Below are 23,575 nucleotides of genomic sequence, written 5' to 3' on the forward strand. Positions count from 1 at the left end.
ATCGGTCATGAGCCCACTCCAATTCGCACAACCTCGCCGACGGTGACGCCGAGATCGGTATGCACTGCCGATCCCGCCGAGTTCAGCGGCAACCACACCACCCGGTCGGGCATGTCGGTCACGGCCAGCGGCAACGTGATCGAGCCCTTCGACGTGCTGACGGTCACCGCGTCACCGTCAGCGGCGCCGATCTCCGCCGCCGTGTCGGCCGACAGCCGCGCCACGACCGCATGCGCGGTCCCGGCCAGATACGGTTCGCCGTCTTGCAGGCGGCCGTTGTCGAGCAGCATCCGCCAGCCGGCCAGCACCGCTTCACCGGTGCCGGGTTGGGCGGGCTCACCGGCCGCCACCGTTGGCGCGGCGGCGTATTCGCCGTCCCAGATGCCCAGCGCGGACATTTCCTCGCGGGCCGCGGCGACGTCGGCCATCCCCAGATAGACGCCCATCTCGTCGGCGAGCGCGTCGAGTACCAGGTGGTCCGACTGGGAAGCCTGCTGGGTGGTGCCGTGCAGAGCGGGCTCGAATGGCCGGAATCGGCCCTCCCAGTTGATGAATGCCCCGGCCTTCTGCGTGGTCGGCGCGACGGGGAACACCACGTCGGCGCGCTCGGTGACCTCGCTGTGCCGCAACTCCAGGCTGATCACGAACTTTGCGGCGTCCACCGCGGCCAGCACCGCGGCCGGGTCGGCGAAGTCGGCCGGCTCGATCCCGCCGATCAGTAGCGCCCCCAGCGTGCCGTCGGTGGCGGCGGCCAGGATGCCGCCGGCGTCGCGCCCCGGTGTGGTGGGCAACTCGTCTACGTTCCACGCCGCGGCGACCTGTGCGCGCGCCGATTCGTCGGCGACCGGACGGCCGCCCGGCAGCAGTCCCGGAAGCGCGCCGGCTTCCAGCGCGCCGCGTTCGCCGGCGCGGCGCGGCACCCACGCCAGCCGGGCCCCGGTGGCGTCGGCGAGCCGGGCCGCGGCGGACAAGCCGCCCGGCACCGTGGCCAGTCGTTCCCCGACCATGATCACCGCACCGGGGCGAGACAGCAGTTCGGCGATCTCGCCGTCGGCCAGTCCGTCCAGCGCCGCCGGCTCCGCGCCGGGAGCGGTCTTGATCAGCGTGCCGAACATCTTCTGCAGCCCGCGGGTGGCGAACGGGGCGATCGAGTGCACCGGAAGGTTGCGCTTGCGGGCCGCCTTGCGCAGCCGCAGGAACACGATGGGCGCCTCTTCCTCGGGCTCCAGGCCGGCCAGCAATACCACCGGCGCCGATTCCAGGTCGGCATAGCTGACGGTCAGCGGCCGGCCGGCGACCCGGGCCGCCAGGAAGTCGGCCTCCTCGGCGGAGTAGGGGCGGGCCCGGAAGTCGATATCGTTGCTATCCAACAAGATTCGGGCGAACTTCGAGTACGCGTAGGCGTCTTCCCAGGTGACCCGGCCGCCGACCAGCACGCCCGCTCGTTCGCGGGCCGTCTCCAGCCCGGCGACGGCGACGGCGATCGCGTGCGACCAGGACGCCGGCGTCAGCTGACCGTCGGCGTCGCGGATCAGGGGAGTGGTGATGACGTCTGGCTGGGTGGCGTAGCGGAAGGCCCACCGGCCCTTGTCGCAGTTCCACTCCTCGTTGACCTCGGGGTCGTCGCCGGCGAGCCGACGCAGCACCTTGCCGCGGCGGTGGTCGGTACGCTCGGCGCACCCGCCGGCGCAGTGCTCGCAGACGCTGGGGCTCGACACCAGGTCGAACGGGCGGGCCCGGAAGCGGTAGGCGGTCCCGGTCAGCGCGCCTACCGGGCAGATCTGCACGGTGTTGCCGGAGAAGTACGACTCGAACGGCTCGTTGGCATAGATACCGACCTGCTGCAGCGCGCCGCGCTCCTGCATGTCGATGAACGGGTCCCCGGCGATCTGGTCGGAGAACCGCGTGCAGCGGGCGCACAGGATGCAGCGTTCGCGGTCGAGCAGGACCTGCGAGGAGATGTTGATCGGCTTGGCGAAAGTGCGCTTGACGTCTTCGAAGCGAGAATCGGTACGGCCGTTGGACATCGCCTGGTTCTGCAGCGGGCATTCACCGCCCTTGTCGCACATCGGACAGTCCAGCGGATGGTTGATCAGCAGCAGCTCCATCACGCCGTGCTGGGCCTTGTCGGCGGCCTCCGAGGTCAGCTGGGTGTGCACCACCATGTCGTCGGTGCACACGATGGTGCACGACGCCATGGGCTTGCGCTGTCCCTCGACCTCGACCATGCACTGCCGGCATGCGCCGACCGGGTCCAGCAACGGGTGGTCGCAGAACCGCGGGATTTGGATGCCTATCAGCTCGGCCGCCCGGATCACCAGAGTTCCCTTGGGAACACTGATTTCGGCTCCGTCGATGGTCAGCGTCACCATGTCCGGCGGCCGCTGGTCGCCGGCCGCAGGCTTGGCCGCATCCGAAACAGAAGTCATGGGGCTGTCGTCCCTTTCACGCTGTCGCGCTGACTGGTCAACATCGAGTCGCGGGGGTCGAACGGGCACCCGCCACCTTCGACGTGGGCGATGTACTCGTCGCGGAAGTGCTTGATGGACGACATCACCGGGCTGGCAGCGCCGTCGCCCAACGCGCAGAACGACTTTCCGAGGATGGCATCGGAGATGTCGAGCAGCTTCTCGAGATCCTCGGTGGTGCCGCGGCCGGATTCCAGGCGCTCGTAGATCTGGCTGAGCCAGAAGGTGCCTTCGCGGCACGGCGTGCATTTGCCGCACGATTCGTGGCGGTAGAAGTCGGTCCAGCGCTGCACCGCGCGCACCACGCAGGTGGTCTCGTCGAAGATCTCCAGGGCCTTGGTGCCCAGCATCGAGCCAGCCGCGCCGACTCCCTCGTAATCCAGTGGTATGTCCAGATGTTCGTCGGTGAGCAGCGGAGTCGACGAGCCCCCGGGGGTCCAGAACTTGAGCCGATGCCCGGCCCGCACCCCGCCGGCGTAGTTGAGCAGCTCGCGCAGCGTGATGCCCAGCGGGGCCTCGTACTGACCCGGGTTGGTGACGTGGCCGGACAGCGAATACAGCGTGAAGCCGGGCGATTTCTCGGTGCCCATCGACCGGAACCAGTCGACGCCGTTGAGGATGATCGGCGGCACGCTGGCGATGGTCTCGACGTTGTTGATCACCGTGGGGCAGCCGTAGAGGCCGGCGACCGCGGGGAAGGGGGGCCGCAGCCGCGGTTGGCCGCGCCGGCCCTCCAGACCCTCCAGCAGCGCGGTTTCCTCGCCGCAGATGTAGGCGCCCGCGCCCGCGTGCACCACCAATTCCAGGTCATAGCCGGAGCCCAGGATGTCGCGGCCCAGAAAGCCCGCGGCGTAAGCCTCGGCCACCGCGTTCTGCAGCCGGCGCAGCACCGGCACCACCTCGCCGCGCACGTAGATGAAGGCGTGGCTGGCCCGGATGGCGTAAGACGCGATGATGGCGCCCTCCACCAGCAGGTGGGGCGTGGCCAGCATCAGCGGGATGTCTTTGCACGTACCGGGTTCCGACTCGTCGGCGTTGACCACCAGGTAGTGCGGCTTGGCGGCCGGCCCGGAATCGCCCTGCGGGATGAACGACCACTTCGTTCCGGTCGAGAAGCCGGCGCCGCCGCGGCCCCGCAGTCCCGAATCCTTCACTGCCCCGATCACCGCGTCGGGCTCCATCTTCAGCGCCTTCTGCAGTGCCGCGTAGCCGTCGTGGCGCTGATAAGTCGCCAGCGTGAACGATTGCGGGTCGTCCCAGTAGCGGCTGATGACCGGCGTCAGCGGTGTAGTCATGACTTGTTCTCCGGAGCCGCGTCGGCAGGATCGGGGGCCTGCATGTTCTGTTCCTGCGCCACCCGCAAGCCGGCGAGAGTGGCCGCGCCTGCGCCACCTTGGCCCTCGTCGGGCCGCTCGTCGGGCAGGCCGGACAGAATGCGCGAGGTCTGCTTGAAGGTGCACAGCGGAAGGCCGCGGGTGGGGGCCTTCGGTTCGCCGGTGCGCAGCGAATCGACGAGTTCGCGCGCCGATTCCGGGGTTTGGTTGTCGAAGAATTCCCAGTTGACCATCAGCACCGGTGCGAAATCGCACGCGGCGTTGCATTCGATGTGCTGCAGGGTGATGGCCCCGTCGCCGGTCGTCTCGTCGTTGCCGATGCCGAGATGCTCTTTGAGATCGGCGAATATCGCGTCGCCACCCATCACGGCGCACAGCGTGTTGGTGCAGACACCGACCAGGTAGTCACCCGTGGGGCCGCGGCGGTACATGGTGTAGAAGCTGCCTACGGCCGATACCTCGGCGCCGGTCAATCCCAGTAGCTCACCGCAGAATTCGAGTCCGGCCGGCGTCAGGTACGAGTCCTCGGACTGCACCAGGTGCAGCAGCGGCAGCAGCGCCGAGCGCTTGTTGGGATAGCGAGCGATGATCTCCTTGGCGTCGAGCTCCAGCCGCGCCCGGACATCGGGCGGATAGCTCTGCGGAGCCCCCTCGACCACGAACTGGTTGGGTTCCTCGGGCGGCGGGCCCAGCCGGAGGAAGACCCGCTCGCCGCTGCCGCTTACGTGGGGTTCCGTCATCGGTCCACCCCGCCCATCACGGGGTCGATGCTGGCGACTGCGGTGATGAGGTCGGCGACCAGCCCGCCCTCCGACATCGCGGCGACCGACTGCAGATTGGTGAAGGAGGGATCCCGGTAGTGCACGCGGTAGGGGCGGGTACCGCCGTCGCTGACCATGTGCACGCCGAGTTCGCCGCGCGGGGATTCGACCGCCGCGTAGACCTGGCCCGCCGGCACCCGGATGCCCTCGGTGACCAACTTGAAGTGGTGGATCAGGGCCTCCATCGAGCCACTCATGATCTTGGCGATGTGCTCGGGTGAATTGCCCATCCCGTCCGGGCCCACCTTCAAATCCGCGGGCCAGGCGATCTTGCGGTCCTCGACCATGGTCGGCCCCGGCTGCAGTTTGTCCAGACACTGCTCCACGATCTTGACCGACTCCCACATCTCTTTGACGCGAATGATGTAGCGCCCGTAGGCATCACAACCGTCATCGGTGATGACGTCGAAATCGTAGTTCTGGTAACCGCAGTACGGTTCGCTTTTGCGAAGGTCGTGCGGTAGGCCCGTGGAACGCAGGATCGGCCCGGTGATGCCCAGCGCCATACAGCCGGTTAGGTCCAGGTACCCGACGTCCTCGGTGCGGGCCTTCCAGATGGCGTTCTCGTTGAGCAGGTCGCCCATTTCGCGCAGCGGCTGGCGCAATTCCTTGAGCGCGTTGGCGATTTCGTCCTTGGCGCCCGGCGGCAGGTCCTGCGCCACGCCGCCCGGCCGGATGTAGGCGCTGTTCATCCGCAGCCCGGTGATCGACTCGAACAGCGTGAGCACGATCTCGCGGGCCCGGAAGCCGACGAACATCGGAGTCATGGCGCCCAGCTCCATGCCGCCGGTCGCCAGCGCCACCAGGTGTGACGAAATACGGTTGAGCTCCATCATCATCACCCGAATGACGTTGACGCGCTCGGGAATCTCGTCGGTGATGCCGAGCAGCTTCTCGACGCCCAGGCAGTACACCGTCTCGTTGAAGAACGGTGACAGGTAGTCCATCCGGGTAACGAACGTGACACCCTGCGTCCAGTAACGGTATTCGAGGTTTTTCTCGATTCCGGTGTGCAGGTAGCCGATCGCGCACCGGGCCTCGGTGACCGTCTCGCCCTCGATCTCGAGGATCAGCCGCAACACGCCATGGGTGGACGGGTGCTGCGGGCCCATGTTGACGACGATGCGTTCGCCGGGATCCGCGTCGCGCGCGGCCTGGACGATCTCTTCCCAGTCCTGGCCGCCGGCGACCAGGACGGTCTCGGCGGCGCCACCATTGTGCGTCGACTCTTGGGTAGTGCTCATTAGTTGTAACCCCTCCGCTCGTTGGGCGGGGGTATCTGCGCGCCCTTGTATTCGACCGGGATGCCGCCGAGTGGATAGTCCTTGCGCTGCGGATGCCCGTGCCAATCGTCGGGCATCTCGATTCGGGTCAGCGCCGGGTGTCCGTCGAAGATGATCCCGAAGAAGTCGTAGGTTTCGCGCTCGTGCCAGTCGTTGGTCGGGTACACGCCGTACAGCGACGGGATGTGCGGATCGTCGTCCGGCGCAGACACTTCCAGCCGAAGCCGGCGATTGTGCGTGATCGACTGCAGGGGGTAGACGGCGTGCAGCTCGCGGCCGGTTTCGTTCGGGTAGTGCACCCCGCTGACGCCCAGGCACATCTCGAAGCGCAGTTCCGGCTCGTCGCGCAACCGTTGGGCAACCTGCGGCAGCAGTTCGCGGCGCACGTGCAGGGTAAGCTCGTCGCGGTCGACGACGACTTTCTCGATCGCATCGTCGAAGTCGATGTCGTGGCCCGTCAGTGCCTCGGCCAGCCGGTCGGCGATGTCGTCGAAGTAGCGGCCGTAGGGCCGGGGGCTGCTGCCGGGCAGGGTGACCTCGCGCACCAGCCGCCCGTATCCGGAGGTGTCGCCGGTGCCGGTGACGCCGAACATGCCTCGGCGGACGTTGATTACTTCCTCGTCGGCGCCGGGAATGGATCCACCCACCTCGCTGGCCGCTACCTTCGGGTCGTGGTCGGGCGAACTCATCGCAGCAGTCCACGCATTTCGATCGTGGGCCTGGCGGTCAGCGCCGCCTGCTCGGCTTCGGAAATCGCCTCCTCGCGGTTGACGCCGAGCGGCATTTCCTGAATCTTCTCGTGCAGCTTGAGAATTGCGTGCAACAACATCTCCGGGCGGGGCGGACAGCCGGGCAGGTAGATGTCGACCGGAACGACATGGTCGACGCCCTGCACGATCGCGTAGTTGTTGAACATGCCGCCGGACGAGGCGCACACGCCCATGGCCAGCACCCACTTCGGCTCGGCCATCTGGTCGTAGATCTGGCGCAGTACCGGAGCCATCTTCTGGCTGACCCGCCCGGCCACGATCATCAGATCGGCCTGCCGCGGTGTTGCCGAGAATCGCTCCATGCCGAACCGGGCGATGTCGAACCTTGGCCCCGCCGTTGCCATCATCTCGATCGCGCAGCACGCCAGCCCGAACGTCGCGGGCCACAGCGAGTTCTTGCGGACATAGCCGGCGATCTTCTCGACAGTTCCCAGCAATATGCCCGCTGGCAGCTGTTCTTCCAGGCCCACGTCTTACCTCAATCCCACGTCAGGCCGCCGCGGCGCCACACATAGGCGTACGCCACGAAGACCGTGAGCATGAATATGACCATTTCGACCAGAGCGAATGTGCCCAGCGCGTCGTAGCTCACCGCCCAGGGGTACAAGAAGACGATCTCGATGTCGAACACGATGAACAGCATCGCGGTCAGGTAGTACTTCACCGGAAACCGTTGGCCGGGCGTCGCGTGCGGACCGCTCACCGGGGTCGCGGTGGGCTCGATGCCACACTCGTAGGCCGCCAGCTTCGACTTGTTGTACCGCGACGGGCCGGCGATGCTCGCGATGCCGACCGAGCCTACGGCAAAAGCGGCCCCGATTGCTCCCAGCACCAGGATGGGTATGTAGACGTTCAACTCGCTCCAAGATCCGTCGTACGAGCCGCCTGCAGCGGCCAGGCGGTACCGGGCTGCTGTGATGAGCCTGGCTGGGGCCCGTCACAGTGATCTTCAACATAGCGTCGTAGACCTCGACGCGCTTGCCCGGGGTGGATTTTCGTGACGCATCCATCATTGCGAGCCACGCGAGTCCCATAAATCGGCGCGACAGTGGTACCGGGATAGCTCACCTCGGCGGTGCCGTTACGGGCCGGCGTTGGTTGGCGTCGAGCGCGTAGATGCCGATGATGGCCACCGCAAACAGCACGGCATCGCGGGTTTCGATCAGCGGGATGATCGCCAGCGACCAGGGCAAGCCCAGGATCCAACCGCTGAGGATGACGGGCCGGCGCCCGAATCGGTCCGACATCCGCGCCGACAACGGCACCACCGCGGTCCACGCGACGCCACCCGATAACCCGGCCCATAAGACGGCGTTCGACGAAAGTGCCAGGCGGCTGTGCGCGTAGCTGGCGAGGTAGGTGCCGCCCATGAACACAAAACAGAACACGGCGACGACGCTGCCGGAAGCCAGCACGATGTAACCGGGCTGGTGCCGGATGGCCTCGGCGATCGGCGCCCGTGATTGCGCTCGTTGGGCCGTGAACACCGGGGTCTCGCCGATGTTGATCCGCACATAGAGAGCAATCGCGATGAGCACTGCGCTCAGCAGGAACGGCACCCGCCAACCCCATTGGGCAAATGCGTGGCTAGTTTGGCCGATGGTGATGTTGACCAGGAGAAAGGTCAAGCTGGTCAGCACTAGCGCAACTCCGACCCCGAGCGGAGTGAACATGCCGAACTGGCCGCGTTTGTCGGCAGGTGCGGATTCGGCGCCCAGCAAGGCCGATCCCGCCCACTCACCGCCGACCGCGAACCCCTGCAACAGCCGCAGGATGAGCACCAGCAGAGGTGCGGCGATGCCGATCGCCGCGGCGCTGGGAATCAGCCCCACCGCCACGGTGGACAGGCCCATGATCGACAGCGTTGCAACCAAGGTCTTCTTGCGGCCCATGCGGTCGCCGAAATGCCCGAAGACCGCCGCGCCGAGCGGGCGGGAGACAAAGGCGGTGCCGAAGGAGCCCATCGAGGCGACCGTGCCCAGCGCGGGGCTCAGGTTTGGGAAAAACACGGTGGGAAAGGCCAGTGCCGCCGCGGTTCCATAAATATAAAAATCGTAGAACTCGACGGCGGTGCCGACCATGCACGCGATCGCGATACGTCTCGTGGGCGTCGCTTGGTCTCCACCCACGGTGCGCGAGGCCCGGTCGTATTAGCGAACCGGCGCGCGGAGCAGGCCCAGCACTGTCTTGCCCAGCACGATGGGGTCGATGGGGTGCGGCACCGCGGCCTCGGCACGTGACCAGGTGGCCAGCCAGGCGTCGTCGGGACGGCCGGTGAGAACGACCAGCGGCGGACAGGTCTCAAGTTCGTCTTTGAGCTGTTTGGCGATTCCCATGCCGCCGGTCGGGGAGGCCTCGCCGTCCAGGATGGCCAGGTCGATGCCGCCCTGATCCATCGTGCGTATGACCATCGGGCCGGTGGCTACCTCAACGTAGCTCAGCTTCGGCAGATCGGGAGCGAGCTGTTTGCCGAGGGCCCGCTTCACGCGTTCGCGGGTTTGCACGTTGCTGCTGTAGACGAGGATCCGCAGGGCAACGCTGGATTCGGGGCTGGAGGCGGGCACGGTGCAGATGGTACTGCGTCGCGCGCGAATTACCCTGGCGACCGCGTGAACACGAGGTTCGCTGCTGCCGTCGCGGTCGGGCCGATAATGCCGAACTTGTTCCAGTCCAGGTCGAACTGGGTCCGGTTCACCTGGGTTTTCGCCTCGATCCGGATTGAGCCGTCATCGAGTTCGGTGATTTCTGCGGGCAGCGGTAACAGCGCGGTGATGCCCTTGATCGTGAAGTTGACCCGAAGGTCGCCGGACCTGCCCTCGCTCGGGTGCACCGCGGTCACGACGACATTGATCTCCTCGAAGCGCTCGATTTCGAAGAAGTCGGCCGAGCGCAGGTGCCGGTCTCGATGGCCGATGCCGGTATCCAGCGAGGCGGTCCGGATGTCGAGACGGCCGAACACCGCACTTTTGCCGGTGAGCTGCTCGTCGCCGCTGAACTCGGTGACCTCGGCGGTAGCAGCGGACATGGCAAGGCTTCTACTGAGCGTGGTATCCGGGGTGGGCCACGGCTAGTCGATGTCGCACCAGCGCGCGCAGACAGGCGGTGACGTCGGCGGCCCGGGCGTCCAGCCGCCCGTCCCGGATGGCGGCGGCCAGCGTGGCCTCGTCGTCGAAACCCAAGGCGGCCAACGCCGCGCGGGCCTCCCCGTGGCCGGCGTCGAGCAGCTCGCGTTCGACGGTGCGCAACACGTTGGCGGCGACCCGCGCGTGGAAGTTGACCTGCCCGGTCGTCGCCTCTCGCACGTCGCCTTCGATGAATTCGGCCACGGCCGCAACCAGTTCGGCCGCCGTGGGCCGCCCGTGCAACGGATTGCCGGGCGTCATCGCGGCGCCTCGTCGAGCAGGTCGAGCAGGTCCCATTCCGTCTCGCAGACCCGGCGCCCGATGGCCGCCAGTTCCACCGAGCGGGACTGTCCGCTCAGATGTCGCTGCGCCTGGAAGCGGCAGATGACGCCCCAGCGCAGCGTGGCCAGCACCAGCCACCAGTGAAACGCCACCCGATCGACGGTAGTCCCGCTGGCCTGTTCGTAGGCCAGCAGAAAACTCTCGATGCTGCCCAGGCCGCCGGCGCCGAAACCGGACGGGGCACCGAACCGCCACGCTCGGATGCAGAACCAGGCCAGGTCTTCATAGGCATGCCCGACGTGGACCAGCTCCCAGTCCAACACCGCGGCAAGGTTGGATTCGTCGACGATGAGGTTGCCCATCCGGAAGTCGCCGTGCACCAGAACGGCCGGCGACTGCGGGGGCCGGTGCGCGGCCAGCCAGCGAAACCCCCACTCGAAGATGGCCGTCGTATCACTCATGGCGTCGAGCCGAGCGCGCCACTCGTCGAGTTGGTCCTCGTGGGTCAGGCCTGGGCCGTCCACCGCGGCGCGATGGATGGCGGCGAGCGCCTGGGCGCATTGGTGTAGCAAGTGGGCCCGACCCACGTCTCCGGCACCGCCGTCGAACTGGCGCTGGATCCGCCGCACGATCGTCTCGCCCTTGATCTCGTCACAGACAAGGAACGGATTACCCAGTGCCGCAGTCGAATTCTCGGCTATGAGAATATGTGGGACCGGCGCGCCGGCTGCCGCCGCTGCGGCCTGAGCCCAGGCTTCCAGCTCCATGCCGGCGTGCACCTCGTCGGGCGGCCCGGTGCGCAGGATCAGCGAACGGCGTTGTCCGCCGCTGACGGCTTCGAAGGCCCGCGTGGTCCGGCTGGCGCCGCCGGTCAGTGCCTTCAGCTTGTCCACAGCGGTGCCGGCGCCAAGGACCGGCGCCAGCACCGCGGCCAGCTTGGCGGCCAGTTCTGCCTCGTCGACGCTCACTTCTTGCCAAATTTGAACAGCCGCTGGGCCACCCGGCGAATCTGGATCTCTTCGGCGCCCTCGGTGATCCGGTAGCGGCGATGATGGCGGTAGATGTGCTCGAACTGCTCGTGGCGGCTGTAGCCGAGACCGCCGTAGATCTGCATCGCGCGGTCGGCCGCGTCGCAAACCAGCCGGTTAGCACGGTAATTCGCCATCGAGACCTTGTCGGAGACCTCCATGTGATGGTCGCGATCCAGATGCCACGCGGCATATTGCACCAGCAGCCGCACCATCTGGGCCTCGGTCTGCAGCTCGGCCAGCGGCCATTGGACGGCCTGGTTCACCGCTAGCGGCTTGCCGAAGACGACACGGTTGCCGGCGTATTCGGCGGCCCGGTCGATGCAGTACTGGGCGGCACCGAGGCTGCTGGCCGCCTGCCGAATCCGGTTCTCGTGCAAGAAGGTTTGCGCGACTTCGAGGCCGCGATCCACCTCGCCGAGCACCGCGTCGGCGGGCACTCGGACGTCGGTCAGCTCGACCTCGCCGTGGTCGGTGGGCATGTTGAACGTCCACCAGTAGTACGGGACGTCGAATCCGGGTGTGTCGGTGGGCACCAGGAAAGCGGTGATGCCACGGGCCGCGCCGGGCTCACCCGAGGTGCGGGCGAAGATCAGGTCGTGGGTGGCCCGATGCACACCGGTGTTGAATCGCTTGGAGCCGTTGATCACCCACTCGTCGCCGTCGGGCGTGGCGGCCGATTCCAGCCAGGTCGCATCCGACCCGTGCTGCGGCTCGGTGAGTCCGAACGCCATCGAGCGCTCCCCGGTGATCAGCGCTTCGGACCAGTCCCGGCGCTGCGCGTCGGTGCCGAAGCGCTCCATCATGATCACCTGGGGGAAGTTGCCGACGATCGACGACTCGTTCTGCAGGTCGTTGTGCAGGCCAAGGCCCTTGTGCGCCAGGTGTTCCCGGATGACGGCCATGTCGACATTGGTGCCGTCGCGCCCGCCGAGCGACGCGGGCAAACCGTAGCGCAACCAGCCCGCCTTGTCGGCGCGCCGGCGCATCTCGGAGAGCAGCTCCTCCCACTCGCGGGTCGGGATGCCGTCGTTGTCCCAGTCGGTGCGCGCATGCTCGCGACGCTGGTCGAAGTACTGGATGTGCTCGCGTTCCAGCGGCTTGATCTCGGCTTCGATGAAGGCGTCCATCTCGGCGAGCACTCCTGGAAGGTGTTCTGGCAGAGTGAAATCCATTTCTTCTCCTAAGATCTGCGGAGGCTGCCGTAGAGGGTTTTCTTCCAGATCGTCGACAAGGTCGCGATGGCGTCCTGGTCGCTGATTTGCACATCGAGGCCGTGGGTGCCCACGAACACGGTGGTGAAGTTCTCGAACAACAGCGCGATGGCGGCCGCGGTGTGCTCCGGGTTGAGCTCGCTTCCGTAGCCCTGGTCCTGGGCGCGGCGCACCGATGCGGCCACGATGTCCATGCCGAACCGGCGAAATTCGTTCTGCACTGCGGCGAAGCGCGGCTGGGTCGCGGCGAGTTGGGCGACGGCGATCATGATGCCGATGTGCTGCTTGAACATGTTCCAGTAGCCGCTGACCACCGACGCGAAGAAGTCGTCGTCATCCGGAGAGTCCGGCAGATGCAGGCGCAACCCGGACGGTGTCACGACGTCGTGCAGAAACGACTCCGCCAGCGCGGCCAGCAGGTCTTCCTTGTCGGTGAAGTACCGGTAGAACACCGCCGGTGACTTGCCGGCGGCCGAGGTGATATCGGCCAAGTTGGTGCCGTGAAAACCACGCTCGGCGAACAGCTTACGGGCGGCCTGCGCAATGGCCTGCCTGGTCTGGCGGCCCTTGGCGGTCAGCTGTTCGGCCGGCATCAGGCCCGGATTCGGTCGCCGGCGCGCAGCAGTGCGCTCGGCAGTTCGTGACCGACCAGCGATTTCGCGACGCCCGCCGCGGCGATGGCCCCCTGCAGGTCGACGTCGACGTTGATGCCGCTGTCGGTCAGCAGGTAGACCAGATCCTCGGTGGCGATGTTGCCGGTGGCCCCCGGCGCGAACGGGCATCCACCCAGGCCGCCGACCGACGAGTCCAGCCGGGTGACCCCCGAACTCACCGCGGCGTACGCGCTGGCCAGCCCGGAGCCGCGGGTGTTGTGGAAATGGCCGCCCAGCGGCAGGTCGCCGATCACCGGGAGTAGATGTGCGATCAGCGAACTCACGCGCCCCGGGGTTGTGGTGCCGATCGTGTCGGCGATCGACAGCCGGTCGGCCCCGCGATCGCGGGCAGTCGCCGCTATGTCGAGCACACGCTGCGGCGGGGTGGGACCTTCGAACGGGGAGTCCCACGCGGTGGCGATGACGACCTCGACGGCGACTGCAGGGCCTGGGCCGTCGTGCGCAATCGCGACGATCTCGTCGATCTGCTCGGTGGCCTCGGCGCTGGTGCGCCCGACGTTCTTCTGGCTGAACGTGTCGTCGGCGGCCACCACGTATTCGATGGCGCGCAGCCCCGCGGCGACCGCCCGCTTGGCCCCGTTGGGGCTGGCCACCAGGGCCGAGAATTCGATGTCGGGGTAGTCGTGCAGGTGGGCGGCGACCTCGGCCGCATCGGCCATCGACGGCACCTTGGACGGAGACACGAACGCGGTGACCTCGACCTCGCGCACCCCGGTGGCCGCCACCGCCGCGAGCAGCTCCAGCTTGGCCGCCAACGGGATTGGGGCTTCGATCTGCAGGCCGTCGCGCAGCGCGACCTCCCGGATGTCGACGTGGGTCATGGCACCACTCTTCCTCATCGCTTCGCTCTGCATCGTCGTCGGTGCACGTCAGAGCACCTCCTCGGCCTTGAGCTCGTCGAGCTCTGCGGCGGTCTTGCCCAACAGGCCGACATAGACGTCGGTGTTGTGTTGGCCCGGGTATGCCGACCCGGCGGTGCGGACGCCGCCGGGCGATTCCGACAGCACCGGCACCACGCCCGGCCCCAACACGGGACGCTGGATGCGTTCGTCGTGGTGCTCGACGAGCATGCCGCGGGCCCGCAGCTGCGGGTCGGCGACGACCTCGGCCACGGTGTTGATCGAGCCGGCGATCACGCCTGCGGCACTGAGTGTTTCGACGATGTCGCCGGGCTGGCGTTCGGCGGCCCAGGCCGCGATGATCTTGTCGAGTTCGTCTTGGTTGCGGCCGCGGGCGGTATGCGTGACGAACCGGTCGTCGCCGGCCAGCTCCGGGCGGCCCATCGCCTTGCACAGGCGGGCGAAGACCGTGTCCTGGTTGGCGGCGATCACCACCCACGAGTCGTCGGCGCTGCGGTAGATGTTGGACGGCGCTATGCCATCGAGGCGGGTGCCCGATGGGCCGCGGACCACGCCGCCGACGTCGTAGTCGGGGATCGTGGATTCCTGAACGGCCAAGCATGATTCGGTGAGCGCGACGTCGACCACTTGGCCGTGACCGGTCACGCTGCGGCGGTACAGGGCGGCTAGCGCGCCCTGTGCGCCGAACATGCCGGCCAGGCTGTCACCCAGCGACAGCGCCAGCCGGGGCGGCGGCCCTCCGGGAAAGCCGTTGAGGTGGCGCAGTCCGCTGGCGGCTTCGGCCACCGACGCATAGCCCGCCTTGTGCGCGTCGGGCCCGGTCTGCCCGTAGCCGGAGACGCGAACCAGGATGATACGCGGATTGCGTTCGTTGAGCACGTCGTAGCCCAGGTCCCACTTCTCCAAGGTGCCGGGCCGGAAGTTCTCGACGATGATGTCGGATTTGTCGACGAGTTCGAGGAACAGCTCGCGACCGCGTGGCCGGCGCAGGTCGAGGGTGATCGCTTTTTTGTTGCGCGCATGCACCGTCCAGAAGACATGGTGCCCGTCGACCTCTGCCTGCCCCCAGGTGCGCAGGGGGTCGGGCGCGTTCGGCGGTTCCACCTTGATGACGTCGGCGCCCATGTCGCCGAGCAGCCGGCCGGCGAACGGCCCCGCGATCAGGGTGCCGAGTTCGAGCACCCGGATCCCGTCCAGCGGTCCCGATGGGGTCATTCGCTGCTCGCGAAGTCGTGTCGAACCAGCCAGTCGGTCACGATGTCGATGGCCTCGCGCAGCTTGTCGCGCTGGTCGGGACCCGCGTAATAGTGTGTAGCGCCGTGGATTTCGTGCATCTCCTTGTCGGGGTGCCCGATCGCCTCGAACAGTCGGCGGGTGTGGCTGGGGGTGCAGGCGTCGTCTGCGAGATTCCCGATCACCAGCGCCGGGACCGCGATGTCACGCCCGCATTCCACGCCGTCGCCGCGGGCGTCGTCGTAACTCCACTGCGAGAGCCAGCCGCGCAGCGTGGAGAACCGGGCTAGCCCGACCGGGCCGTTGTTAACCACCTGCGGGTCGCCCAGGTAGCAGGTGCCGGGCTTGCGTTCGTTGGGGTCGACGGCCGGATCCAGCCAGCGCGGGTCGGCCATCGTGCCGTGCACGACGAACCCGAACTCGTCTTGCGGGCGTCCCTGTGCCTTCAATTCGGCCAACTTGTCTCTCACCCAGGCGGTGATGCGCCGGTTGCGGTCGATCTGAGCCTGACGGTACCGCTCCAGGAATTCCTCGGTATAGGGCGGTTGGTTGGGGTTGTCCGGGTTGTACAGGTCGAGCTCGGGATCGCGCTTGGTGGGATCGGATTCGTCGAGGATCGACGCGTCCATCCATTCGGTCAGCGTGCCGTGCCGGCTGATGTGTGCGGCCAGCAGCATGATGCCGTCGGCGGCGGGCAGCTCCAGCTTGGTCAGGTCGGGACCGTCGCCGGACGGGCTGCTGGTAATCGTCGCGTGCTGAGCCTGCTGCTGGTAGAGCACCGACAGCGAGCCGCCGCCGCTCCAGCCGGCTAGCACGACCTTCTGATAGCCCAGCCGGTTCTTCGCGTCTTTGATGCACTCGCCGAGGTCCTCGACCACCTTCTCCATCAACAGCGCCGAATCGGTGCCGCGGAACCGGCTGTTGCAGTAGATGACATGGTGGCCGGCGCGAGCCAGCCCGTTCATCATCGGCAGGTACGCGCCGCCGCCGATCGGGTGCATGAACACCAGCACGGTGTCCGACGGTTTGTTCTTCGGCTTGAGCAGATAGCTTTCCAGCACGGTGATCTCGGCCAGCCCGCCGTACACATCCCGGACATCGGAATTGTTCTGGAACGCAACAAGATACGGAATCCGGTCGTATTCGTGCTTGCCGGCTTGTTTCACCGTCTGTGCGCTCCCCATCTCAGTGTTGTCCCAGTTCGTTGGCGAGCACCTCGGCCGACGGCGTCAGCCGCCGGCGCGTGTCGACGGCGATGACCTGCCAGTCGACCCGCGAATGCTCATCGAACTTGCGGCGCGCACGTTCGCGGGCCTTTTCCGGCGCGCCGTGGTGAACCCCTTGCGGCGCATGCGAGATCAGGCCCGGCGGCATCGGGATGCCGTACAGCGAGCCGCCGTGGAAGAAGGCGATCTCGTCGTAGTCGACGTTGCGGTGATACCAGGGGGTGCGTTCGGTGCCGGGCACGCCCTCGGCGGGCTTGGGCAGGAAGTTCATCACGTAGACGCCGGTGGCCTGCATGAACAGGTGGACGGTCGGTGGCAGGTGGACGCTGTCGGAGGTGACGACGTTGTAGTCGTCGATGTTGAAGGTGAAGGCGAAGTTGTCGCCCCGCCAGCCTTCGACGTCGAGCGGATTGTGTTGGTAGAACAACGTGGTCGGGCCGCCGTCATGGATGAGCCGGACCTCGTACTCGTCGCGGCCGTCGTGGAATGGATCGGGGTCGATCGGGGCCGGTTCCGGAATGACGGCCTGCGACGGGTCGAACGGGAAGTGCCGGCCCAAAACGCCTGGGGGAGGGACGCGGAACTCGTCGGTGGCTTCGATCATCAGCAGCGTGGTCTCGCGGTCCGGCAGCTGCCGCCAAGTGCACGCCTTGGGGATGTAAACCCAGTCGCCGGCGCGGTAGCGCAGCGGGCCGAATTCGGTCTCCAGCAGGCCGGCGCCGTCGTGCACGAAGCAGAGCAGGTCCCCGTCGACGTGCCGCGCGAAGTAGGGCATCGGCTGGTGGCGGCGGCTCAGCGAAATCCGGCAGTCGTCGTTGCTGAACATGAGCAGCGGCCCGCCGTTGGCGTCGTTGGCGTCGCTGGGTTTGAGCTCGCTGGCCAGCACGTCGACAGGGCGCAGCGGACCGACCGATCGGTAAGCGGTCGGGTCGTGGCGGCGGTAGATGTTGGCCGTCCGGCCGGCGAATCCGCCGCGGCCGAGCTCGTCGTCCTTGAGACCGTCGAGGTCGGCGTGCAGGCGCCGCGGTGTTTTGCCTTTTCGCAGGTGAACAAAGGATTCCATGGATGACTCCCGGGCTCCGGCGAGCATAGAGGTGAGAACAGAAATGAAAGTAACATTACTTTCTTTTCTAGCACCGCACAAGGGCGCGGCTTTCGCGTGCGCCTAGTCGCGCACGCGCAGGACGACCTTGCCTTTGGCGGTGCGATTCTCCATGGACGCAACCGCGGCGGCGGCCTCCTGCAGGGGGAAGACGTCGGGCTGCGGGGCGGGCAGCTGTCCCGAGCTGAGCAGGCGCTCGAGTGCGCTCCACTGCTCGGTCAGCGCTCCGGGGTGTGACCCGGCCCAGGCGCCCCAGCCCACCCCGACCACGTCAATATTGTTGAGCAACAATCGGTTCACCTTCACGGTGGGTATCTCACCGCCGGTGAAGCCGATCACCAGCAGGCGTCCGCCCGCAACGAGCGAACGCAACGAATCGGTGAACCGGTCGCCGCCGACGGGGTCGACGACGATGTCGACGCCGCGCCCGTCGGTCAGTTTCTTGACCGCGTCCTTGAAGCCGTCGGCCAGCACCACATCCGTCGCGCCCGCCGCGGTGGCGATCTCGGCCTTCTCTTCGGTGCTGACCACCGCGATGGTGCGCGAGGCCCCGAGCACTGGCGCAAGCCGCAGCGTCGAGGTGCCGATTCCGCCGGCCGCGCCGTGCACCAGCACCGTCTCGCCTTGCTGCAGACGCCCTCGTGTCGTGAGCGCGAAGTACACCGTCAAGTCGTTGAACAGTAGGCCGGCGCCCGCCTCGAAGCTGACGTTGTCCGGCAGTTTGAACACCCGGTCGGGCGCGAGCACCGCGACTTCGGCCATGCCGCCGGTGAGCATCGTCAGCCCGACCACCCGATCGCCGGGACGCACGTGCGACCCGTCCGGCGCCGCCCGGACCACGCCGGCGATCTCGGCGCCGAGTACGAACGGCGGCTGCGGGCGATATTGGTAGAGGCCGCGGGTGAGCAACGCGTCCGGGAACGCCGCGCCGGCCGCGTGCACGTCGACCACCACCCCGTCGCCGGTGGGTTCGTCGATGTCGGCCAACTCGACCGCGTCGGGACCATCCAGCCGAGTCACACGTATCGCGCGCATGGGCGAAGCCTACTGTCGGCTCAGAATCCGCCGGCGACCCGCACCACGGCCCGCCCGGAGTACTTCCCGTCGCGGACCTGGTCAATCACCTCGACGACGTCCTTGACGTCAACGTCGCTGGTGACGGCGTCCAGATGCCGCGGTCGCAGCGAGTCGCCGAGCAGCGCCCAGAGCTCGCGGCGCCGGCCGATCGGCATCAGCACCGAGTCCATGCCCAGCAACGAGATGCCGCGCAGGATGAACGGCAGCACGGTCGTGTGCAGTGCCGGGCCGCCAGTGAGGCCGCTGGCGGCGACCGCCCCGCCGTATTCGACGGTGCTCAGCACGTCGGCCAGCGTCGCGCCGCCCACGCAGTCCACTGCGCCCGCCCAGCGGGCCTTGCCCAGCGGTCGCGGTTTGGCGTCGGGATCGGCGGGCAGCCGGCCGATAATCTGGCTGGCGCCAAGCTCTTTCAGCATGCCGGCCGCCGACTCCTTGCCGCTGGACGCCACCACCTGGTAGCCCGCCGCGGCCAGCAGGTCCACGCTCACCGAGCCGACCCCGCCGGAGGCCCCGGTGACGACGATGGGTCCCGCGTCGGTGGTCCCGGGTTTCAAGCCCCAGTCGATCAGCGCCTGCACGCTCATCGCGGCGGTGAAGCCGGCGGTGCCGATCGCGGCGCCCTCGCGCGGGCTCAGCGAGCCGAGCGCCACCACCTGATCGGCCGGCAGCCGCGCGTACTCGGCGTAGCCGCCGTGGTGGCCGGTCCCGATCGCATAGCCGTGGGCCAGCACCTGGTCGCCGGCGCTGAAATCGGGCGATTGCGATTCGACGACCTCGCCGGTCAGGTCGATCCCGGGCACGATGGGGTAATCGCGGACCACGCCGCCCTTCGGTGTCAAAGCCAACGCGTCCTTGTAGTTGACGCTCGAATACAGCACCCGGATCGTCACGTCACCCGGCGGCAAATCGGATGGGCTCAAGGTCTCGACCGACGCGGTCACTCGGTCACCATCTTGGCGGGCTACCAGTGCCTGAAAACTGTCCATGTCACGACGCTAGCCTTGCCCGGTGCCGAGCCCTCCGCTCGGTCGCTGATTCCGGCTACTTGAGTTCGGCCGAGGACAGGCCCAGCAAGCGGCGGGCGACGACGAGCTGCTGGATCTGCTGCGTGCCCTCGAAGATGTCCATGATCTTCGAGTCGCGCGCCCACTTCTCCAGCAACGCCTGCTCGGAATACCCTGAGGTGCCCGCCAATTCGACAGCCTTGAGGGTGATGTCGCTGCCGACCCGCCCGGCTTTGGCCTTGGCCATGGACGCCTCTTTGGAGTTCGGGATCTTGTTGTCGGCCTGCCACGCTGCGCGCAAGGTCAGCTGGTAGGCCGACTCCCAGTCGGCCTCCATGCGCAAAAACTCGGCGGCCGCGGCGCTCTGGGCGTGCGAGGGCCTGTCATAGGAGATGTCCACACCGGCCTCGGTCAGGATCTTGCGCAGCTCTTCCAGGGCGGCGCGGGCAATCCCGATGGCCATGCCGGCCACCACGGGTCGCGTGTTGTCGAACGTCTCCATCACGCCGGCGAACCCTTGGCCAGATTCGATTGCCGGCTTACCGAGCAGGTTGTCCTTGGGGATGCGCGCGTTGTCGAACCGGATGGCGGCGGTGTCGGAGCCCTTGATGCCGAGCTTGTTCTCCAGGCGCTCGACGGTGACGCCGGGATGTTCGCGGGGCACGATGAAAGACTTGATCGCCGGGCGCCCCTGGGACTTGTCCAACGTTGCCCACACCACGATGTGGGTGGCCCGCGAACCCGCTGTGACATAGATCTTTTCGCCGTTGATCACGTACTCGTCGCCGTCCAGCTTGGCGGTGGTGGACACCGCCGCCGAGTCGGAGCCGAAGCCCGGTTCGGTGATGGCCATCGCCGCCCAGACCCTGCCCAGCCGAGCCAGCTGCTCGTCTGTGGCCACGCCGCTGATGGCCGCGTTGCCCAGGCCCTGATAGGGAATGGACAGCATCATCGCCGCGTCGCCCCAGCATGCCTCCATCGTCTGCAGCACCGCGGCCATATTGGCGCCGTTGCGGTTTTCGTCCTTGCTTTCGCCGCCTCGGAAGGCTTCGGTTCCGGCCAGCCCCAGTGCATTGGACTCGGCGGCCCCGGAGAACAGGCTGGCCAGTGTGTCCAGCTCGACGGGGTACGCGTGTTCCTGCTCGTCGTACTTGCGGGCGATCGGCCGCATCATTTCCGCGGCGGCCTGGTGTGCCTTGTCGATCACCGCTTGCATCTTGCGCGGCAGTTCGAGATTGATTGCCATGATTGATCTTTCGCTAGCTGACGACTTATATGACGACAACGCCCTCGGCGACGCCGACGGCCCGTAGGTCGCGGTACCAGCGTTCGACGGGGTGTTCCTTGGTGTAGCCGTGACCGCCGAGCAGCTGCACGCCGTCCAGCCCGATCTGCATGCCCTTGTCGGCGCCGAGTCGCTTGGCCAGGGCAGCTTCACGGGTGAAGGTCAGGCCCTGTTCGGCGCGGGCCGCGCCGCGCCAGGTGATCAGGCGCAGCCCGTCGAGCTCGATCGCGATGTTGGCGCACATGAACGCGACGGCCTGGCGGCGGGCGATCGGCTCGCCAAATGCCTCGCGCTCCTTCACATACGGGATGACGTAGTCCAGCACAGCGTGTGAGGTGCCGACGGCCAGCGCCGCCCAGCCCAGGCGGGACAGCGCGACCGCCTCGGAAAAGGCCGCGTCATATTCGCCAGGTGCCGCGTCTGGTTCGCCGAGCCGGGCGCTCAGTGGCACCGACACGCCGGAAAGTTCGACCTGGCCGAGCGAGGCCGCACGAATTCCCATGCTCGGATCCGCTTTGACCGTAAGGCCTTTCGCGGAGGATTCGACGATGAACAGGGCCGGCTTGCCATTGAGTTGCGCGCCGACGATGAGCAGCTCCGCGTCGGCGGCGGCCGGCACCAACGACTTGACACCGTCGAGCCGGTATCCGCTCGGCGTGCGCACGGCCGTGGTCTGCAGGCGGGTAGGGTCGAACAACGGGCGCGGTTCGGCGATGGCCACGCAGGCCTGCGGAACGTGCTCGCCGGCAAACTCTTTGAGGTAGGTGGCCTGCTGGTCCGCACTGCCCCAGTGCGTCAGCGCGGAGGCGACGCCCCCGGGCGCCAGGATCGGCAGTGCCAGGCCCATATCGCCGTAGGCCAGCGCCTCGGCCACCAGAACGTTGGTCACGCTGGAGCGGTGCGCGGCTATGCCGTCGAAATCCTCGGGGATGTTGATCGCGGTGATGCCCAACTCGGCGGCCTTCGCGATTAGATCCGACGGGTAGGCCGCGGCCTCGTCGGCCCCTGCGGCCGCGGGACGCAGTATCTCCTCGGCGAAGTCCTCGAGCGTCTCGACGATCATCTTCTGTTCGTCATCGGGCGTCAGGTCGTAGAAGTCCTTGCCGCTGGACTTGAGCCGGGTCGGCCCGCTGCGGAGATTCTGGACCTTCTTGAACTGTCGGGACGTGGCACCGGCGGTGGAGAAGATCGTCTTCGTCCCGTAGTGCAGGCCCCGGTTCAGGGGGTCGCGCAGGTGGTATTTGTCCAGGAACCGCTGGCCGACGATCGGGGTCAGCAGCGCCAGCGTGACGTCGACTCCCGTGCGCCGGTGGGGTTGCAGCCCGACGCCGGTCTTGCGGCCGCGCCGTTTGACGCGGGAGCGGGAGGAATTTGTGCCGGAGGAAGTTTCCGTCATGTGATCAGCCTCTGTAGTTGGGGCGATGCAATCAGAAGGCTACCTTACTCCGGAGTAAGATAAAGAGCGGCTGTTAACTACTTCACACCGAGATGGTCGAGCACCCGTTCGTGCAGCAGGCCGTTGGTCGCCACGGCGCTGCCGCGATGGGGGCCGGGTTTGCCGTCCAATCCGGTGAACGTTCCGCCCGCCTCGCGGACGACGACATCGAGAGCCGCCAGGTCCCATACCGAGACTTCGGGTTCGGCGGCGATATCGACGGCCCCCTCGGCGAGGAGGCAATACGAGAAGAAGTCGCCGTAAGCACGCACCCGCCACACGGCATCCGTCAGACCGATGAACCGGTCCCGCAGGCCGCGCTCCGCCCAGCCCGACAGGCTGGAGAACGAGAGGCTCGCCGAATCAAGCTGTGCCACAGAGGAAACCGACAAGCGTCGGGGACCTCCACCGTCGATGGAGACGAAGGCGCCCCCGCCGGCGGCCGCCCACCACCGGCGTTGCAGCGCCGGGGCACTCACGACGCCGACGACCGGTACGCCCTCCTCCAGTAGGGCGATCAGGCTGGCCCACACCGGCACGCCGCGCACGAAGTTCTTGGTGCCGTCGATGGGGTCGATGATCCATTGGCGTCCGGTGAACGTCGTGGTTCCACCGAACTCCTCGCCGACGACGCTGTCGTCGGGCCGGCGGCGGCCGAGTGTTTCGCGCAGGTCGGCCTCGACCGCATGGTCGGCGTCGGTTACCGGGGTCAGATCTGGTTTGGTGTCGACTCGCAGGTCCAGCGCGCCGAACCGGTCGTGCGTGAGCGCATCGGCGCGGTCGGCCAACAGCAACGCCAGCGTGAGATCGTCCTGACCCATGCCAGCAGTCCTACCACGGCCCCACTGCAACCCAGTCAGGCAAACGACTCGTTGGGGTCTGGCTCCGGACCGAACTTGAAGTGGCGCCCGGTGATGTCGGTCGGGGTGATCCGCACGTAGTGTTTCTTGACGGTGGCGATCCACGGCATCAGCTCGGCGCGTTCGGCCTCCTCGATCTCCGCGGCGGTGCGCAGCACGCGGGCGCGACCCCTGACGATCACGCTCCATCCCTCGGCGACGTCGTGGTCGTCGGCCTCGAACACCACGACGTTGTTGGCCACCGCGGAGAACAGTTTGGTGCCTTCGGCGGACCGGAACAACACGGTGCGGTTTTGCACCACATAGTTCACCGGGAAGATCTCTGGCTCATTCGCGAAACTTGTGACCAGTCGGCCCAGGGCAACGCCGCCCAGCCTGCGCCAACTCTCATCCGCCGACAAAATGGCAGAGGGCTCATCGGTCATCGACCCACCTTTCCTCGGCGCTGCACGTCCGCTGATGTCGACGCTACGGCGAATCCGCATGCGACAGTAGGG

23 protein-coding genes and 1 pseudogene are annotated in these 23,575 nt (G+C 67.3%); all 24 read right to left on the reverse strand.

All coding sequences use genetic code 11. From position 1 onward, the window contains the following. Window positions 1-5: 5 nt before the first annotated feature. Entirely contained in the window at window positions 6-2,429 is a 2,424-nt protein-coding gene (locus MSG_RS06735; RefSeq protein WP_096438169.1) for an NADH-quinone oxidoreductase subunit G, read from the reverse strand. Further along, window positions 2,426-3,763: an NADH-quinone oxidoreductase subunit NuoF gene (gene nuoF / locus MSG_RS06740; RefSeq protein ID WP_096438171.1), complete on the reverse strand. Its 1,338-nt coding sequence runs from the start codon at window positions 3,761-3,763 to the stop codon at window positions 2,426-2,428. The genes MSG_RS06735 and nuoF overlap by 4 nt, the downstream gene beginning before the upstream one ends. Next, window positions 3,760-4,542: an NADH-quinone oxidoreductase subunit NuoE gene (nuoE, locus tag MSG_RS06745; protein WP_096438173.1), complete on the reverse strand. Its 783-nt coding sequence runs from the start codon at window positions 4,540-4,542 to the stop codon at window positions 3,760-3,762. The genes nuoF and nuoE overlap by 4 nt, the downstream gene beginning before the upstream one ends. Beyond that, complete coding sequence (nuoD, locus tag MSG_RS06750; RefSeq protein WP_096438175.1) at window positions 4,539-5,867, reverse strand: NADH dehydrogenase (quinone) subunit D; 1,329 nt, start codon at window positions 5,865-5,867, stop codon at window positions 4,539-4,541. The genes nuoE and nuoD overlap by 4 nt, the downstream gene beginning before the upstream one ends. Beyond that, window positions 5,867-6,595, reverse strand: coding sequence for an NADH-quinone oxidoreductase subunit C (locus tag MSG_RS06755; RefSeq protein WP_096438176.1), 729 nt, complete (start codon window positions 6,593-6,595; stop codon window positions 5,867-5,869). The genes nuoD and MSG_RS06755 overlap by 1 nt, the downstream gene beginning before the upstream one ends. Beyond that, window positions 6,592-7,146, reverse strand: coding sequence for a NuoB/complex I 20 kDa subunit family protein (locus tag MSG_RS06760; protein WP_096438178.1), 555 nt, complete (start codon window positions 7,144-7,146; stop codon window positions 6,592-6,594). The genes MSG_RS06755 and MSG_RS06760 overlap by 4 nt, the downstream gene beginning before the upstream one ends. Before the next feature lie 8 nt (window positions 7,147-7,154). Then, complete coding sequence (locus MSG_RS06765) at window positions 7,155-7,532, reverse strand: NADH-quinone oxidoreductase subunit A (protein ID WP_096438180.1); 378 nt, start codon at window positions 7,530-7,532, stop codon at window positions 7,155-7,157. A 250-nt stretch (window positions 7,533-7,782) separates the two neighbouring features. Then, window positions 7,783-8,757 (reverse strand): annotated as a pseudogene (locus MSG_RS06770) (MFS transporter); the annotation flags it as partial. 69 nt (window positions 8,758-8,826) lie between these two features. After that, the gene (locus MSG_RS06775; RefSeq protein WP_096438184.1) at window positions 8,827-9,240 is read right to left on the reverse strand and encodes an Rv3143 family two-component system response regulator; all 414 of its coding nucleotides are present in this window, start codon (window positions 9,238-9,240) and stop codon (window positions 8,827-8,829) included. Window positions 9,241-9,269: 29 nt separating this feature from the next. Further along, window positions 9,270-9,701 carry a YceI family protein gene (locus tag MSG_RS06780; RefSeq protein ID WP_096438186.1) on the reverse strand — a complete coding sequence of 144 codons (432 nt, stop codon included), beginning with the start codon at window positions 9,699-9,701 and terminating at the stop codon, window positions 9,270-9,272. A gap of 10 nt (window positions 9,702-9,711) precedes the next feature. Beyond that, window positions 9,712-10,059, reverse strand: a complete 348-nt coding sequence (locus MSG_RS06785) for a DUF6285 domain-containing protein (RefSeq protein WP_096438188.1) — start codon at window positions 10,057-10,059, stop codon at window positions 9,712-9,714. Further along, window positions 10,056-11,048: a phosphotransferase family protein gene (locus MSG_RS06790; RefSeq protein WP_096438190.1), complete on the reverse strand. Its 993-nt coding sequence runs from the start codon at window positions 11,046-11,048 to the stop codon at window positions 10,056-10,058. The genes MSG_RS06785 and MSG_RS06790 overlap by 4 nt, the downstream gene beginning before the upstream one ends. Next, window positions 11,045-12,283, reverse strand: coding sequence for an acyl-CoA dehydrogenase family protein (locus MSG_RS06795; RefSeq protein ID WP_096438192.1), 1,239 nt, complete (start codon window positions 12,281-12,283; stop codon window positions 11,045-11,047). The genes MSG_RS06790 and MSG_RS06795 overlap by 4 nt, the downstream gene beginning before the upstream one ends. An 8-nt stretch (window positions 12,284-12,291) precedes the next feature. Then, window positions 12,292-12,915: a TetR/AcrR family transcriptional regulator gene (locus MSG_RS06800; protein ID WP_096438194.1), complete on the reverse strand. Its 624-nt coding sequence runs from the start codon at window positions 12,913-12,915 to the stop codon at window positions 12,292-12,294. Further along, complete coding sequence (locus MSG_RS06805) at window positions 12,915-13,817, reverse strand: hydroxymethylglutaryl-CoA lyase (RefSeq protein ID WP_096438196.1); 903 nt, start codon at window positions 13,815-13,817, stop codon at window positions 12,915-12,917. The genes MSG_RS06800 and MSG_RS06805 overlap by 1 nt, the downstream gene beginning before the upstream one ends. 48 nt (window positions 13,818-13,865) lie before the next feature. Further along, window positions 13,866-15,071 carry a CaiB/BaiF CoA transferase family protein gene (locus tag MSG_RS06810; protein WP_096438198.1) on the reverse strand — a complete coding sequence of 402 codons (1,206 nt, stop codon included), beginning with the start codon at window positions 15,069-15,071 and terminating at the stop codon, window positions 13,866-13,868. Continuing rightward, window positions 15,068-16,255: an alpha/beta fold hydrolase gene (locus MSG_RS06815; protein ID WP_232011181.1), complete on the reverse strand. Its 1,188-nt coding sequence runs from the start codon at window positions 16,253-16,255 to the stop codon at window positions 15,068-15,070. Before MSG_RS06815 ends, MSG_RS06810 begins: the two co-directional genes overlap by 4 nt. Before the next feature lie 19 nt (window positions 16,256-16,274). Beyond that, the gene (locus tag MSG_RS06820) at window positions 16,275-17,378 is read right to left on the reverse strand and encodes a homogentisate 1,2-dioxygenase (protein WP_096438202.1); all 1,104 of its coding nucleotides are present in this window, start codon (window positions 17,376-17,378) and stop codon (window positions 16,275-16,277) included. A gap of 102 nt (window positions 17,379-17,480) precedes the next feature. Beyond that, window positions 17,481-18,452 (reverse strand): NADPH:quinone oxidoreductase family protein, encoded by a 972-nt coding sequence (locus tag MSG_RS06825; RefSeq protein ID WP_096438204.1) that lies wholly within the window; start codon window positions 18,450-18,452, stop codon window positions 17,481-17,483. A 20-nt stretch (window positions 18,453-18,472) separates the two neighbouring features. Beyond that, window positions 18,473-19,480, reverse strand: a complete 1,008-nt coding sequence (locus tag MSG_RS06830) for an acrylyl-CoA reductase family protein (protein ID WP_096438206.1) — start codon at window positions 19,478-19,480, stop codon at window positions 18,473-18,475. A gap of 55 nt (window positions 19,481-19,535) precedes the next feature. Continuing rightward, complete coding sequence (locus MSG_RS06835; RefSeq protein ID WP_096438208.1) at window positions 19,536-20,744, reverse strand: acyl-CoA dehydrogenase family protein; 1,209 nt, start codon at window positions 20,742-20,744, stop codon at window positions 19,536-19,538. Between the two features lie 25 nt (window positions 20,745-20,769). Further along, on the reverse strand, window positions 20,770-22,179 hold the full coding sequence (locus MSG_RS06840) for an acyl-CoA dehydrogenase family protein (RefSeq protein WP_096438210.1): 1,410 nt from the start codon (window positions 22,177-22,179) through the stop codon (window positions 20,770-20,772). Window positions 22,180-22,256: 77 nt separating this feature from the next. Beyond that, window positions 22,257-23,039 (reverse strand): histidinol-phosphatase, encoded by a 783-nt coding sequence (gene hisN / locus MSG_RS06845; protein ID WP_096438212.1) that lies wholly within the window; start codon window positions 23,037-23,039, stop codon window positions 22,257-22,259. A gap of 35 nt (window positions 23,040-23,074) precedes the next feature. After that, window positions 23,075-23,503 carry a pyridoxamine 5'-phosphate oxidase family protein gene (locus MSG_RS06850; protein ID WP_096438214.1) on the reverse strand — a complete coding sequence of 143 codons (429 nt, stop codon included), beginning with the start codon at window positions 23,501-23,503 and terminating at the stop codon, window positions 23,075-23,077. Window positions 23,504-23,575: the final 72 nt, after the last annotated feature.

Origin of the sequence: Mycobacterium shigaense, assembly GCF_002356315.1 — a bacterium.
GTDB classification, from domain to species: Bacteria; Actinomycetota; Actinomycetes; order Mycobacteriales; family Mycobacteriaceae; genus Mycobacterium; species Mycobacterium shigaense.

Excerpts from the sequence above, each read along its gene's own strand:
- MSG_RS06835 (WP_096438208.1), bottom strand. The coding sequence starts at position 20,744 with ATGGCAATCAATCTCGAACTGCCGCGCAAGATGCAAGCGGTGATCGAC.
- nuoD (WP_096438175.1), bottom strand. The coding sequence starts at position 5,867 with ATGAGCACTACCCAAGAGTCGACGCACAATGGTGGCGCCGCCGAGACC.
- MSG_RS06735 (WP_096438169.1), bottom strand. The coding sequence starts at position 2,429 with ATGACTTCTGTTTCGGATGCGGCCAAGCCTGCGGCCGGCGACCAGCGG.
- MSG_RS06800 (WP_096438194.1), bottom strand. The coding sequence starts at position 12,915 with ATGCCGGCCGAACAGCTGACCGCCAAGGGCCGCCAGACCAGGCAGGCC.
- MSG_RS06805 (WP_096438196.1), bottom strand. The coding sequence starts at position 13,817 with ATGACCCACGTCGACATCCGGGAGGTCGCGCTGCGCGACGGCCTGCAG.
- MSG_RS06825 (WP_096438204.1), bottom strand. The coding sequence starts at position 18,452 with ATGCGCGCGATACGTGTGACTCGGCTGGATGGTCCCGACGCGGTCGAG.
- MSG_RS06780 (WP_096438186.1), bottom strand. The coding sequence starts at position 9,701 with ATGTCCGCTGCTACCGCCGAGGTCACCGAGTTCAGCGGCGACGAGCAG.
- MSG_RS06795 (WP_096438192.1), bottom strand. The coding sequence starts at position 12,283 with ATGGATTTCACTCTGCCAGAACACCTTCCAGGAGTGCTCGCCGAGATG.
- MSG_RS06850 (WP_096438214.1), bottom strand. The coding sequence starts at position 23,503 with ATGACCGATGAGCCCTCTGCCATTTTGTCGGCGGATGAGAGTTGGCGC.
- nuoF (WP_096438171.1), bottom strand. The coding sequence starts at position 3,763 with ATGACTACACCGCTGACGCCGGTCATCAGCCGCTACTGGGACGACCCG.
- MSG_RS06840 (WP_096438210.1), bottom strand. The coding sequence starts at position 22,179 with ATGACGGAAACTTCCTCCGGCACAAATTCCTCCCGCTCCCGCGTCAAA.
- nuoE (WP_096438173.1), bottom strand. The coding sequence starts at position 4,542 with ATGACGGAACCCCACGTAAGCGGCAGCGGCGAGCGGGTCTTCCTCCGG.
- MSG_RS06820 (WP_096438202.1), bottom strand. The coding sequence starts at position 17,378 with ATGGAATCCTTTGTTCACCTGCGAAAAGGCAAAACACCGCGGCGCCTG.
- MSG_RS06785 (WP_096438188.1), bottom strand. The coding sequence starts at position 10,059 with ATGACGCCCGGCAATCCGTTGCACGGGCGGCCCACGGCGGCCGAACTG.
- MSG_RS06755 (WP_096438176.1), bottom strand. The coding sequence starts at position 6,595 with ATGAGTTCGCCCGACCACGACCCGAAGGTAGCGGCCAGCGAGGTGGGT.
- hisN (WP_096438212.1), bottom strand. The coding sequence starts at position 23,039 with ATGGGTCAGGACGATCTCACGCTGGCGTTGCTGTTGGCCGACCGCGCC.
- MSG_RS06830 (WP_096438206.1), bottom strand. The coding sequence starts at position 19,480 with ATGGACAGTTTTCAGGCACTGGTAGCCCGCCAAGATGGTGACCGAGTG.
- MSG_RS06810 (WP_096438198.1), bottom strand. The coding sequence starts at position 15,071 with ATGACCCCATCGGGACCGCTGGACGGGATCCGGGTGCTCGAACTCGGC.